We start from the raw sequence: 13,368 nt of genomic DNA on the forward strand, positions 1-13,368 counted from the left end.
CACGACATGTCCGCGTACCTGGAATATTTCACCACCATTGAGCGCGTGCGCAGCATCGGGCCGCGCGTGATGGCCACCACGCTCAGTCGCCACCGCGCCGAGTTCGTTCGGCGTCGGTGGGTGGCGGAGAATGGTTACCTGACTCGTGTGATGGTGCCTTTCCTTGATTCCGAGGAAGAGGTCGAAGTCGATATTGATGAGGATGCGGGTTTATTTCGGTACCGAAGCCCACAACAGCGTTCTCGAATCATCACGCGCCCACTCTCTGACATCGTGCTTTACGCATTACGCATTGAGACATGGCTCGCGGATTTATGTGGTCTGATCGGCATAGAGCCACGACATTTATCGCAACAGCGTACCCGTGTACCAGACCACCTGTGGCACCTCGGTAATGCGCGAATCGCTGGCACCCACGATTTTGCACCGGTGTTTGTCGGGCGTTTATGGGAGCGCGCACCGGCCTCAGAAACGACGCCAGCGCTGTGCGACCCGGTCTGGCAGCGCGGTGGGGTGGTGCTTCGGCATCGATCGAGCACGGAAAACCTGCTCCACGACCATGTGATGCGCAGCCTGAGCGATTTCATTCGTGTGGAAGACGGGCAGGACATTTTCGATGCGAACGCATTTGACCGGGTACTGCGCGGGTTTGTGGTGGCTAGCGGCGAATCCGAGCCTGATCAATTCTTTCAGAAAAATCGTCTGAAACTACCGAATTTCCTCGCATCACGTGAACTTTCTTCAGAGCGCGCAAAGATCATCAAGGTCATGTGGGGAACCACAGGTAAGGCTCCACCGGAAATGTCGTGGGCGAATGTCAACAGGCTAGCCAATACCGGTTATCAATCATTCGACGATGCTTTTGGAGGCTCTAAAGCTCGTGGTGAAATAATTGAAAAAACTGACCGAGCACGCTACCGAGTGCGACGCAACCCATAAATCCACCCATAAACGGAACCAGACACAACCCATAAATCCATGTGGAGAATTAGATGTGCCCATTTCATAAAGGAGGCACATCGAAATGCAAAACCAAATCCCTTCAAAACAATCCGGTCGGCACCCTCACCTGCCGATCGCCCAGAGTGGTACTCAACGCATCGCCCTCGACGAAAACGAACTCGCATCCCGTTGGGGGTTGTCGGTCAAAACCCTGCGCCGTTGGCGACAGGAACAACTCGGCCCCGTTTTCTGCAAGTTGGGTGCCCGGGTCACTTATCTGATCACAGAAGTGGAAGCGTTCGAAAGGCGCGTCTCGCGATTCTCCACCTCAGCCCGTGCCTGCGCGTGAGGGAGAAGACCATGATCGAAATCGTGATTCCCCACCTGAAAATGCAGGATCTGTCTGTCGAACAGATCGCCAGTTTATCTCATCATCACTTGCAGGAACTCCATGTTTCTCTGGCCGAACTGACGACCTGGGTCGAACGCGCCCATGAAACCCTTGATGCCGCCCTGGAGCAACGGTTTGGAGAAAAAGGTCGTGAAGTTCTCAGGGAATCCAACCGCGACTTCGGCGTGGTTCATTTTTCCGATGGTCCGCTTCGCGTGACTTACGAGGTGCCCGAGGAACAGTTCGCTCAGACCCGCCCTATCAAACCCATCAAAGCGTCCTTTCGGCTCGCGCTCATAGGGGAGGATGCATGATGAACGAAATGGAATTTCATCCAGTGGGCGCACTTTTCCCGGAACTACCAGAAAACGAGTTTGATGCGCTGGTGGCCGACATTGCGCAGAACGGCTTACGGGAATCGATTCATGTGATGGGCAAAGCCATCATCGATGGTCGGCATCGCTACCGCGCCTGTCTTGTTGCTGGAATCGAGCCGCAGTTCGTACAGGTCTCTGAAAACGCTGATCTGAACGCCCTCGTGATCAGCCTTAATTTGCGTCGTCGACATCTGTCCGAGAGTCAACGGGCGATGGTCGCCGCCAAACTGGCAAGTATTGAACGAGGTCACTTTCATGGGAACCAGCATGTGGTATCGGCAAATTTGCCGATACCAACGCTCCGGCAAGGCGCTGCGGCTGATCTGCTCAATGTTTCGGAACGTAGTTTACGTCATGCGCGAACAGTTCAGGCCAGCGGGATTCCAGAACTCGCCAGCGCCGTAGAGCAAGGCGATATCTCCGTCTCGGCCGCAGCCGCTGTCGCGCGTCTACCGGAACCGACACAGCAAGAAATCGTGCGTCGCACCCCTGATGAAATCCGCACTATCGCCCGCGACCTTAAAACTCGTATCCACGAAGCGGGGGTCACAGGCCCTTCGGCGGTGCGTATCTTTGACAGGGTCGCCCAAGAGCAGAAACTCACCGGTATCGAACAGTGTGCCGTGGTCTATGCCATCAAGGCTGACACTCCCGATCTCCCCACGCCCTCCGAGGCACGCCGCATCGCCATCTCGGGTGATCCAGGGTTGATGGTGCTGGCTTCCGATGGCCGCTACCACACGGCACCGGGGGACCCAGAGGAGAACGCACGCTTCGAACGCTGGCTCGTATTGCGCGAAGGGCTTGAGCATCTTGGCACCCTGCCTTTCCCACCTGCCGAGGCTTTTGCCTCGATCCCTGCCTATCAACAACAGAATGTCAGCGTCTGGCTGGCTCACGCAGTGCCTTTCCTCAATCAACTGAACCAACTCTGGAGCCAAAGTCATGCGTAATCCTGATCTCACCCGGTTGCGGGAAGCCGTGCGCGCCGAAATTGCACAGGCCTTCAAATCCGTGGGCTTTGCCAGGCCCCGCGACATTGCCCGGCAGGTCTGTGCCGACCACCCGGAAAACATCTCCGCGCTCGGTGGGCGTCTGGCAGAGGATGCCCTGACTGACCTCGCCCGGCGTGAACTCAAGCACAACTGTCAACAGCGCGAGTCGCCTTCGCAAATGACGCTACCCGGCGTGCCTGAAGCGCTGGCCAGCCAGTTGCCACCCGCCATCAGCATTCCCGCTGGCGCGGATGGCGATGACGAGGGAGTGATTTATAAGCCGCTGGTTCAGGCCACGCTCGCCGAACTCGAGGCGCACCTGACACTACTCTCGACCCAGATTGCCGCTGATACGCATCGCCACCGGGCATTGAAGGAGTTGCGCGATCTCGCGCTCGCTGCGGGTGCAACCCGTGATAGCGGTGTACTGCGAACCATCGGGGCAACCAAATCCACTCTGGCTGAGTTAGCGAACTGCGCCCTCGATCATTTACCTGTTCCACCCACTTTGAATGCAAATTCTGCGCATGGGCAGAGCGCTGCCGGGGAACGACATGAATAACCCAATAGAAGCCGAACCAATGATCGATAACAAGCAGGCTGCCGCCGCACTTCGTCTGCCCTATTACTGGTTTGCCGATCATCAAATGCGGGCGCGGTATCGAATCCCGCATTACCTGATGGGCCGTCTTGTCAGATTTCGACTCTCGGAGCTCTCCGCCTGGGCCTCCCAATGTTCAGCAACGCAAGGCAAAAACTTGACCGGATCCTCAGCAAAGGACGAAAAATGATTGACTTCAATGAACCAGACAAATTGATCGGTCAGAACAATAACGGCAAACGCGATGAAATCCGTGTGGCGCTGATGGCCAATCTGGAGTCGGTGCTCTTCACCTTGTTTCCCGCAGGGAAGATGCGCCGTGGGAAGTTTCTCATCGGGGACATTCTGGGCAGCCCCGGCGACAGTCTGGAGATCGTGCTCGAAGGCGAGAAGGCAGGACTGTGGATCGATCGTGCCGACAATTCCGGCGGAGACATCTTCTCCTTGATCGGCGGCCACTACGGCATTGATGTGCACAGCAACTTTCCACGGCTATTGCAACGATCCTCTGAATTGGCGGGGTGCGCTCCTGCTATCAGAATATCCGGAAGAGGAGGAAACTCGGTGGCTGACCTCGGCCCTGCCACGGCCAAATGGGACTACCGGGATGCTCAGGGCAGCCTGATTGCCGTGGTGTACCGTTACGACCCCCCGGGTGGCAAGAAGGAGTTTCGACCCTGGGATGCCAAACGCCGCAAGATGGCTCCCCCCAGTCCACGCCCCCTGTACAACCAGCCGAGGCTTGCTGCCTCAGACAAAGCCGTTCTGGTAGAGGGCGAGAAATGTGCTCAAGCCCTGATCGACTCAGGGGTTGTGGCCACCACTGCCATGCATGGGGCCAATGCACCAACGGACAAAACCGACTGGTCGCCCCTGTTCGGCAAAGCCGTGCTGATCTGGCCCGACAATGATAAACCCGGTTGGGAATATGCCGATCGCGCCTCTCAGGCCATTCTGGCTGCGGGCGCTATCAGTTGTCACATTCTCTATCCGCCCGAGGATCACCCGGAAGGATGGGACGCGGCGGATGCGCTTGCTGACGGATTTGATGTTGCGGGGTTTCTGACCCAGGGTCCACGGATGCAGATCCATCTTCCAGACGAGGCTTCAGTGAATAACGAGGCTGGCGCTGGCACCAGCCTCGGAGATTCCGAACAAACCGTGTGGGGTACGGAAGATGCCCTGGCGCTGGCATTTACCCGGCGTTATCACCCGGATTGGCGTTATGTGTCAGTGTGGGGGAAATGGCTCGTCTGGGATGGTCAGCGTTGGCGCACCGAGGACACCCTGGCGTCGACCGATCTGATCCGCCATGTATGTCGACACGCTTCCTTGAAGGCAGACAACCCCAAGGTAGCCACCAAACTCGCGGGTTCAAGCACCATCAGCGGGGTGGAACGCCTCGCCCGCTCCGATCGGCGCCACGCTGCCACTACGGACGAGTGGGATGCCGACATCTGGCTTCTCAACGCCACTGGAGGGGTGGTGGATCTGCGCACCGGACGAATCCGCCCCCACGATCGGCACGACCGGATGACCAAGATCGCCACAGCAACGCCGCGCGGTCCCTGTTCCCAGTGGCTATCCTTTCTGAACGATGTCACGAACGGAGACAAGGATCTGCAGGGCTACTTGCAACGCATGGTTGGGTACTGCTTGACGGGTTCCACCAGCGCCCATGCACTTTTCTTCCTCTATGGCACCGGTGCCAATGGCAAGTCAGTGTTCGTCAACACGCTGACCAGCATCCTGGGAGATTATTCATCGACTGCGCCAATGGATACCTTTGTGGAAACCCGGGGAGATCGACACCCCACTGATCTGGCGGGCCTGCGCGGGGCGCGTTTTGTGACGGCCATCGAAACCGAGCAGGGACGCCGCTGGAACGAATCCAAAGTCAAGGCCATCACGGGGGGCGACAAAATTTCTGCCCGATTCATGCGTCAGGACTTCTTTGAGTACACCCCACAATTCAAACCCATCATCGTCGGTAACCATAAGCCGTCGATACGAAATGTCGATGAGGCCATGAAACGGCGGCTTCACCTGATTCCCTTCACGGTCACCATTCCACCTGAACGGCGCGACGGAAAATTGACCGAGAAACTGCTTGCAGAACGGGACGGCATTCTGGCTTGGGCCATTGAAGGATGCCTTGCCTGGCAGTGCGCTGGATTGCGCCCCCCTGAGTGCGTGGTATCGGCCACTGAGGAATATTTCGAGGCGGAAGATGCCCTTGGTCAATGGATCGGGGAGCGGACCCAGATCCATCTGGAAGCAAAAGAGACCTCCGCCGACCTGTTTGCTGACTGGCGCGAGTGGAGTGAGCGGGCCGGTGAGTACACCGGATCGATCAAGCGTTTCGCGGAACTACTGATTGCCCGCGGATTTACGAGCACCCGGTTGCACGGCGGCACCCGTGCTTTCAAGGGATTGATGTTGCAGGAAAATCCTGAAAACCGTCATGACACCGACGGACTTGATTAAATCCATGGTGACAGATGGTGACAGGCTTACTGATTTACGCCTACACGTGCGGGTGTCTAGAGTTAATCGGTAGGCCTGTCACCATCTGTCACCAGAGCAAAAAATACAGGAGAACGACCATGAAAACGACCATTCTGGCGCTGGATCTGGGTACCACCACCGGATGGGCGTTACGAGATCGTGAAGGACAAATCTCCCACGGCTATACCTCGTTCAGGCCGCAACGCTTCGAGGGCGGGGGCATGCGCTACCTCAGGTTCAAGCGCTGGCTGACTGAAATCAAGGGCATTGCTGGCGATATTCACGCACTGTACTTCGAGGAAGTGCGCCGACACGCCGGGGTCGATGCCGCGCACATCTATGGCGGATTGATGGCCACGCTCACCGCTTGGTGCGAACACCACAACATCCCGTACCAGGGCGTGCCGGTGGGTGCCATCAAGCGTCATGCCACAGGGCGTGGCAATGCTGGCAAAGACGAGGTGATCGCCGCCATGCAGGCCAAGGGTCATCCGGTCACTGACGACAACGAGGCCGATGCCCTGGCGCTGCTGCACTGGGCCGTTCAACTGCAAGGAGAAGGAGAATGACGACACCAAGACTGATTCCTGTCCTGACCGGGACGCTCAATGGTCAATCCGTCCAACTGGTGGATGCCAGGCACCTGCACGATTTCCTTGGCGTGGGGCGTGACTTCTCGAACTGGATCAAGGGGCGCATTCAGGAATACGGATTTGTTGAAAACCAGGACTACCTGCTCGCCAAAACGGGCGAAAACCTCCCCTTCGTTTCAGGCGAGGATTTTTCTCCCGTTTTGGGGAAGGGTCGCGGCGGCCGACCCTCAGTAGATTACTTCCTCACTCTGGATATGGCCAAGGAACTGGCCATGGTGGAACGCACGGCTCGAGGAAGAGAAGTGCGACGCTATTTCATCGACTGTGAACGACAGTTGCGCCAACTGCATCAGGGAATTGCCCATTTACGGACTACGGTACCGATTGCATTAAACCGTACCGAGAGACAGGCCATCAACCGGCAGGCTTGGGCCGATGTTGCAGGGGATGCCCAAGCCAAATTCTACGCGCGTCGTGAGGCACTTCTGCGCCAATGTAGCCAATCCAAAGCATCCGGTCCCATCTCGTTACCTGACGATTTCCGGCCTGATTGGGCAAAATGAAGGAGCCCCTCATGAAAATCCATCCTCACCGTTATTCATCGCCACTTGGGCGTTATCAGCCGAAACCCATGGATATCGAAGCCACCAAGAGGGATGGCTGGCAGGAACAGCACATCCTGGTGGTTTCCGAAAACGATAATCGCCTCGATTTCGTGGAACGGGAGTTCATCCGTCGCCTTGGCAATCGGCTCTATGGAGGGAAGCGCCATGGATGAATGGGACATCGACGATGTGGCCGCACGCTTTGCCGAAGCCGCTGAAATGGGCCGACGACTTCCACCGGCTCGTGTGCAGGGCTATTTCAATGTCTGGCCAGCCTTTGCCCGCGATCTGCGGGAAACCTTTGCAATGGAAGAACCTGAATACCGATGCCTGCCCCCCAGTCCCGCCGCCATCGATCGGATGCTGGAAACCATGCACTGGATGCTGTGGCTCGAGGTGGAACAGCGGCACCTGGTCTGGATGCGAGCCAGGCAATATGACTGGCAGGACATTGCCAAGCGCTTCGGTTGTTGCAGAACCACCGCCTGGCGACGCTGGAAAAACGTCATCAATCAGGTTACCCTTCAACTGAACAGTGAAAAAACTTCCAAACAGAAAGGTCACGCAGGGTAATGGTTCCCATGAATGTCATATTTTTACTGCGAATGTCCTTTTTGAGAGCCAAACCGCGTGCAACACTTTGGGCAGTTTTAGCATAAAATTTCGCTACACTCTGGACAGAGTTGCGAGCAAAACAGATCGCTTGAAAATCTCTACCCCCTACCCGCCCAAGACTTGAGCTTCGGCGGGTTTTTTATTCTGGAATTCCATGACCTCTCTGCAGATTGAATACCGGCCACTGGCGTCGTTGATCCCATTTGCCCGAAATGCCCGCACTCATAGCGAGGAGCAGATCAGCCAGATCGCAGCGAGCATTCGGGAATTCGGGTTCAACAGCCCGATTCTGGTGGATGGCAAGCACGGAGTCATCTCTGGCCACGGCAGGATTCTTGCTGCCCGCAAACTGGAAATAGAAACCCTGCCGGTGATCGAACTCTCTCACCTGACCGAAATTCAGAAACGCGCCTTCATTCTGGCCGAGAATAAACTGGCAGAACGGGCCGGGTGGGATCAAGAACTCTTGTCCCTGGAACTGGCAGATCTGGAAGCGGCTGGATTTGATCTGGATCTCACGGGCTTTGATGACAGCGAAATCCGCTCGTTGCTCGACGCCCAGAACGAAACCGAATCTGAGACAGAGGATGATGGTGCTGATGAGGTGCCCGAGGCTCCGGCAATTCCGGTATCTCACCCAGGTGATATCTGGCAGTTGGGAAATCACCGACTGATTTGTGGGGATGCATCTGATCCTGCTGTTATCAAGGCGCTGGTGGGCGATGAACATGCTGTCCTGTGTTTTACCAGCCCTCCCTATGGCAACCAGCGCGATTACACCGAGGGCATCAAGGATTGGGACGGTTTGATGCATGGTGTCTTTGCCCAACTGCCCATGGCGGCCGATGGTCAGGTCCTCGTGAATCTTGGTTTGATCCACCGCGACAACGAATTCATCCCCTATTGGAATGGCTGGCTCACCTGGATGCAATCCCAGAACTGGCGGCGCTTTGCCTGGTATGTCTGGGATCAGGGTCCGGGAATGCCGGGTGACTGGAGTGGGCGTCTGGCGCCGAGTTTCGAGTTCATCTTCCACTTCAACCGCAAATCGGTTCGTCCCAACAAAATTGTGGAATGCAAACTCGCCGGTCAGGAATCCCATCTGCGGGCCGATGGCTCATCCACCTCGATGCGCAAGAAAAATGGGGAAGTGGATGGCTGGTCCCATGCGGGCACGCCCACCCAAGACACCCGTATTCCAGACAGTGTGATCCGCATCATGCGCCACAAGGGCAAAATCGGACAGGACATCGATCACCCGGCGGTTTTTCCGGTGGCGCTGCCTGAATTCATCTTGCAAGCCTATTCGCAGAAAGGCGATGTGGTGTTCGAGCCTTTCAATGGTTCCGGTACCTCGCTTCTCGCCGCACAGCGCGCAGGTCGGAAATGCTACAGCGTGGAAATCGCCCCCGAATATGTGGATGTGGCAATTCGCCGCTTCCAGCAGAATTTTCCCGACATGGCCATCACGCTCCATGGCACGGATCAGTCGTTTGAAGATGTCGCCGTTGAACGACTGGGCATTGAGGAAATGGCCCATGCTTAACCCTGTAGCCGATCTCAAAATCGAACTGCGCTCCGTCGCAGCACTCATTCCGTATATCAGGAATGCCAGACAACACTCGGACGCACAGGTCGCCCAAATTGCTGCCAGTATCCGCGAGTTCGGTTGGGGAGCACCGATTCTGGTGGATGGGCACAATAATGTGATCGCAGGCCACGGAAGGCTTCTGGCGGCTCGTAAACTTGGACTGACCGAAGTTCCCGTGGTGCCCATGACACACTTGACCGACATCCAGCGCAAGGCATTGATTCTGGCCGACAACAAAATCGGCGAGAATTCCACTTGGGACAATGAATTGCTCGGTCTGGAACTGGCCGAACTCAAGGATGCTGATGTTGATCTGGAACTCACCGGATTCTCGGCAGAAGAGTGGGATGCGCTCATCAATGGGGAAGAATCCACCAAAGAAGGACTGACCGACGAAGATGCGGTTCCCGAAGTCACGGAAAATCCGATCTCAAAATCAGGAGATATCTGGATTCTGGGCGAGCACAAGGTACTCTGTGGAGACGCCACCAAGGCTGAGGACTACAAGGCATTGCTCGGTGACGAGTTGGTGGATATGACCTTCACCGACCCGCCCTACAATGTGAATTACGCAAATACGGCCAAAGACAAGATGCGCGGCAAGAATCGCCCTATCCTGAACGATAATCTGGGCGAGAATTTCCAGGGCTTTCTGGAGTCTGCCTGCCAGAACATCCTGAATGTCACCAAAGGCGCGGTCTACATCGCCATGAGTTCTTCGGAACTCGATACCCTGCAGTCGGCATTCCGATCAGCCGGGGGGAAATGGTCCACCTTCGTGATCTGGGCCAAAAATACCTTCACTCTGGGGCGCGCCGATTATCAACGCCAATATGAACCGATTTTGTATGGCTGGAAGAATGGTGCTGATCACTACTGGTGTGGTGCCCGTGATCAGGGCGATGTGTGGCAGATCAAGAAACCCCAAAAAAACGACCTGCACCCCACCATGAAACCCGTCGAACTGGTCGAACGTGCGGTGAGGAACAGCAGCAAGACCCGCGATCTGGTGCTGGATCCCTTTGGTGGCTCAGGATCGACCCTGATTGCCTGCGAGAAATCAGGGCGTCGGGCCCGGTTGATTGAACTCGATCCGAAATATGTGGATGTGATCGTTCGACGCTGGCAGCACTTCACCGGTCAGCAGGTCGCTCGCGCAAATGACGGAATGATTTTTGAGGATCTGGCTCACTCCCGAACGTAAAGACCATGGTCAACACCTCCCTCGCTGTCAAAGCAGTGTTTGATGATATCGTAGAAGCGGTTGTCGTTATGTTCGTAAAAACGAAACAGGGCGTAGGCCACCATGTCCGCCAGTTGGATTAACCGCGATGCTTTTGAATCCAGGAAAACCGGAACTTCCGCATAATTTTTGGTCATTCCCCAAGAATGCCCTATGTACTTAAACTCTCTCGCCAGATTTTGAATGCGCTGTTCTGTTGACGACTTGTCGAGTAACATAAGGCCACGTTGACGGTCATGGTGCTTAATGTACATTCGTTTCAGGAAGAAATCAAAACGGCTGGTAATTTGCTCGAATGCATGTTCTACGGGATCGATTCCTGCAAGGCTTGATTTTTTGACTACTGCTCCAAAAAGCCTTACCCCTTTATTGAAATGATCTACCACAGCCTGTTGCAATATGTCTTCCATGGCTTGAATACGGTCGACCAACTTGTGGGACTTCCATCCATCTCTACCTGAACGCATTGGTGACCCATGCAACTCTACTTCCCAAGGGTTGAGCGCATTAAATCTGGCGGCAATGGAGTTGAGTGGCTGCTCGACCCAATGTGTTTTTCTTTCAAATACTGATATGCCGGCAAGCACAAAATAATTTTGCTTGGGATCTGCAACGGAACCGGATTCGTCGATATAAAGCAGGTGCATCTGGGTTTTCCATGTAAAAACGGGCTGCATGAATGCAGCCCGCTGAAAAGGGTAAGCCAGGCGGAGATAACTCCTTGGTGCCGCAAAATGGTCAGCACCGAACCCGACTCAGAGCCGATTATACGTCACATATGTTTTTGTGACAATAGAAGGTGTTAGCACGCCCACATCGATTTCTCACGATCTTCCAGTCGACCTGAAAGGAATGAGTGGATCCATTAGGCTATCGTCATTCTATTCGATATACCCGTTCGCTGCCTTGTGCCTTGTCCGAGACGATGTCTAGGCCGAGTTTCTTTTTGAAAACACCAGCAAATGTACCTCGTGCCGTGTGTTTCAACCAGCCAGTAACCTCGCAGATCTGCGGGATGGTCGCACCCTCGGGTCGCTTGAGCATGCCAATTACAGTGGCCTGCTTGCTGTTGTCGCGGGTACGACGAACCGGTGTTTGAGATTCATCCGTCACCTCAGCCGATTTGATGATTTCATCGAGGACTTCGACCGTAATTGGCCCTGGACGCGGAACTCCGAGGGCATCGTAGCCTTCTGCGGCCACGAACCAGTCACTGCCCAGCGGAGTGATAAGGGCGCGGTTGAACAATCCTTCAAGCACCTTTTTGCGCGCTCCGCCCTTGATGTTGTCGGGAAACCAGGCGATCTTGCCATCGGTGCTGTGAATGGCGTAGGCCAGGATGGCATGTTGGGCGGCGGTAAGTTCGGTTTTCATGATGATCTCCTGTGTGAGAGTTATCGGTTATTCGTTGCTGCCGAATGTGGTGAGCAGTTCGTCTAAAAGTGTTTGCACCCGGTCCAGGTCGCCCACATGACCCCAATGGATGGCATCGGGGTCGTTGCCAAAATGGTCGTCTGCCATTTGCTTGAGTTGTTCGATCTTGGCCTGGATGGCGGTCGATTTGGTGATGTAGGTGGCGAGGGCGTCGGGTTGGGTTTTCATTTTCGTGGCTTCCTGTGTTGATTGACGGTAATGACATTTACGCTCTGTTCCACATCAAAGCCAAGCACAATCAGCATCATTTTTCGTTCTTTCTGAACACTCATGGCACAGCGCGCTCCGACTCCTTGTCGTTACCCGAACTGCCGTAAATTGGTTGTGAAACCGGGCTATTGCGAGCAACACCTGCGACAAGTTCGTAAACAATGGGATAGCCGTCGAGGCAACGCCTCGGCGCGCGGTTATGGCTCGCGGTGGCAAAGGGCTCGTGCGGTATTTTTGTCTTACCACCCGCTTTGTGCCGAGTGTAATCGTCAGGGCCGGGTCACACCGGCCTCCGTGGTGGATCACATCCAGCCGCACCGAGGCAATCAGGAATCGTTTTGGGACATGGATAACTGGCAAAGCCTGTGCAAGTCCTGCCACGACCGCAAGACGGTCAAAGAGGACGGAGGTTTTGGCCGATCGCCGCCGCCAGGCACAACCTCGGCGCAAAAAACCAACCGGTAGGGGGGGCATTTCCTTCGGGCCGCCCGGTGCCAGACCGCGCGCCTGCCCAAATTTTTGTTTCCGCGAAATTCATGACCCCCTATCGGCGACCTTGATAGATAAGGATATTTATGGGAACACGACCGGATAATTTCATGCGGCAGCCCCTATGCGACGAGGAGTTAAAAACCTCGCGGTGACAGCAGAAGACCTTGCCAGAATGGCGATCACTGAAGAGAACCTGAGGCAGTTGCGTCTCAGCGAAGACGACCTGACGGCAATGCTGTCTGGGCAAATGAATCAGGAACCAAACCATGGCGACCCGAGGCCGCAAACCAACCCCGATTGAACTGAAACTGTTGCGTGGTAATCCCGGCAAACGCCCACTCAAGGCAAACGCACAAGTGGTTCAGCAGACAGAGGCGGCCCTCACCGATAATCCGCCAGCCATGCTGCTGGAAGAGGCTCAGTCTTATTGGGATTACGCGATCCTTCACGCGCCCCGCAGTCTGCTCAAGAAACTTGATGTCTATCTCCTGGCCGCGTGGTGCAACGCCGCCGCGCGCTATGAACACAACATGCGGCTTGCGGCCAAGTCGGATGTGATTCCGGTACGGGGTGCAAAACTGGCTGGGCTGGACGCCAAAGACCGACCGATCATGCACAATCCGTTTTCTGCGGCGGCGCGGTCGTATCTCAAGGACATGACGCTACTGGCCAGCGAACTGGGCTTCACGCCGACCTCGCGCGCACGACTCGGGGCGCTGGAAACCGGATCAGAACCGGAAAACCCATGGCTTCATCTGGGGCGTGCCTGAC

18 protein-coding genes are annotated in these 13,368 nt (G+C 55.8%); 15 read left to right on the forward strand and 3 right to left on the reverse strand.

The features are described 5' to 3' along the window. Nucleotides 1-6 precede the first annotated feature (6 nt). The 13 genes from HO274_RS02535 (at nt 7) to HO274_RS02595 (ending at nt 10,422) form a co-directional block, all read left to right on the forward strand. Entirely contained in the window at nt 7-939 is a 933-nt protein-coding gene (locus HO274_RS02535) for a hypothetical protein (protein WP_273121185.1), read from the forward strand. Between the two features lie 85 nt (nt 940-1,024). Beyond that, nucleotides 1,025-1,291, forward strand: coding sequence for a helix-turn-helix transcriptional regulator (locus HO274_RS02540; protein WP_273121187.1), 267 nt, complete (start codon nt 1,025-1,027; stop codon nt 1,289-1,291). A gap of 11 nt (nt 1,292-1,302) precedes the next feature. Then, nucleotides 1,303-1,647: a hypothetical protein gene (locus HO274_RS02545; RefSeq protein WP_273121189.1), complete on the forward strand. Its 345-nt coding sequence runs from the start codon at nt 1,303-1,305 to the stop codon at nt 1,645-1,647. Next, nucleotides 1,644-2,663: a ParB/RepB/Spo0J family partition protein gene (locus HO274_RS02550; RefSeq protein ID WP_273121192.1), complete on the forward strand. Its 1,020-nt coding sequence runs from the start codon at nt 1,644-1,646 to the stop codon at nt 2,661-2,663. Before HO274_RS02545 ends, HO274_RS02550 begins: the two co-directional genes overlap by 4 nt. Then, entirely contained in the window at nt 2,656-3,267 is a 612-nt protein-coding gene (locus tag HO274_RS02555) for a hypothetical protein (protein ID WP_273121195.1), read from the forward strand. The genes HO274_RS02550 and HO274_RS02555 overlap by 8 nt, the downstream gene beginning before the upstream one ends. Continuing rightward, on the forward strand, nt 3,260-3,496 hold the full coding sequence (locus HO274_RS02560) for a hypothetical protein (RefSeq protein ID WP_273121197.1): 237 nt from the start codon (nt 3,260-3,262) through the stop codon (nt 3,494-3,496). Before HO274_RS02555 ends, HO274_RS02560 begins: the two co-directional genes overlap by 8 nt. Next, nucleotides 3,493-5,793: a phage/plasmid primase, P4 family gene (locus HO274_RS02565; RefSeq protein ID WP_273121199.1), complete on the forward strand. Its 2,301-nt coding sequence runs from the start codon at nt 3,493-3,495 to the stop codon at nt 5,791-5,793. Before HO274_RS02560 ends, HO274_RS02565 begins: the two co-directional genes overlap by 4 nt. Before the next feature lie 119 nt (nt 5,794-5,912). Beyond that, nucleotides 5,913-6,383: a crossover junction endodeoxyribonuclease RuvC gene (locus tag HO274_RS02570; RefSeq protein WP_273121202.1), complete on the forward strand. Its 471-nt coding sequence runs from the start codon at nt 5,913-5,915 to the stop codon at nt 6,381-6,383. Further along, nucleotides 6,380-6,970 (forward strand): antA/AntB antirepressor family protein, encoded by a 591-nt coding sequence (locus HO274_RS02575; protein ID WP_273121204.1) that lies wholly within the window; start codon nt 6,380-6,382, stop codon nt 6,968-6,970. The genes HO274_RS02570 and HO274_RS02575 overlap by 4 nt, the downstream gene beginning before the upstream one ends. Nucleotides 6,971-6,981: 11 nt before the next feature. After that, nucleotides 6,982-7,185 (forward strand): hypothetical protein, encoded by a 204-nt coding sequence (locus tag HO274_RS02580; protein WP_273121207.1) that lies wholly within the window; start codon nt 6,982-6,984, stop codon nt 7,183-7,185. Further along, on the forward strand, nt 7,178-7,585 hold the full coding sequence (locus tag HO274_RS02585) for a DUF6362 family protein (protein ID WP_273121210.1): 408 nt from the start codon (nt 7,178-7,180) through the stop codon (nt 7,583-7,585). Before HO274_RS02580 ends, HO274_RS02585 begins: the two co-directional genes overlap by 8 nt. A gap of 196 nt (nt 7,586-7,781) precedes the next feature. After that, the gene (locus HO274_RS02590; protein ID WP_273121212.1) at nt 7,782-9,173 is read left to right on the forward strand and encodes a site-specific DNA-methyltransferase; all 1,392 of its coding nucleotides are present in this window, start codon (nt 7,782-7,784) and stop codon (nt 9,171-9,173) included. Continuing rightward, nucleotides 9,166-10,422 (forward strand): site-specific DNA-methyltransferase, encoded by a 1,257-nt coding sequence (locus tag HO274_RS02595; protein ID WP_273121215.1) that lies wholly within the window; start codon nt 9,166-9,168, stop codon nt 10,420-10,422. Before HO274_RS02590 ends, HO274_RS02595 begins: the two co-directional genes overlap by 8 nt. On the opposite strand, the gene HO274_RS02600 is transcribed toward HO274_RS02595, so the two are convergent. The 3 genes from HO274_RS02600 to HO274_RS02610 form a co-directional block, all read right to left on the reverse strand. After that, nucleotides 10,407-11,108, reverse strand: a complete 702-nt coding sequence (locus HO274_RS02600; RefSeq protein WP_273121218.1) for a DUF3800 domain-containing protein — start codon at nt 11,106-11,108, stop codon at nt 10,407-10,409. The genes HO274_RS02595 and HO274_RS02600 overlap by 16 nt on opposite strands. Before the next feature lie 229 nt (nt 11,109-11,337). Next, a complete protein-coding gene (locus HO274_RS02605; RefSeq protein WP_420537383.1) occupies nt 11,338-11,838 on the reverse strand; it encodes a DUF3489 domain-containing protein in 501 nt (166 codons plus the stop codon). 24 nt (nt 11,839-11,862) lie between these two features. Then, on the reverse strand, nt 11,863-12,063 hold the full coding sequence (locus tag HO274_RS02610; protein ID WP_031597621.1) for a hypothetical protein: 201 nt from the start codon (nt 12,061-12,063) through the stop codon (nt 11,863-11,865). A 102-nt stretch (nt 12,064-12,165) separates the two neighbouring features. Between HO274_RS02610 and HO274_RS02615 the strand changes: the two genes are divergently transcribed. Together HO274_RS02615 and HO274_RS02620 are read left to right on the forward strand one after the other, a co-directional pair. Then, nucleotides 12,166-12,570, forward strand: coding sequence for an HNH endonuclease (locus tag HO274_RS02615; protein ID WP_273121223.1), 405 nt, complete (start codon nt 12,166-12,168; stop codon nt 12,568-12,570). Nucleotides 12,571-12,863: 293 nt separating this feature from the next. After that, the gene (locus HO274_RS02620) at nt 12,864-13,367 is read left to right on the forward strand and encodes a P27 family phage terminase small subunit (RefSeq protein WP_031597615.1); all 504 of its coding nucleotides are present in this window, start codon (nt 12,864-12,866) and stop codon (nt 13,365-13,367) included. Nucleotide 13,368 lies beyond the last annotated feature (1 nt).

It is taken from the genome of Ferrovum myxofaciens (assembly GCF_013181415.1).
GTDB classification, from domain to species: Bacteria; Pseudomonadota; Gammaproteobacteria; order Burkholderiales; family Ferrovaceae; genus Ferrovum; species Ferrovum myxofaciens.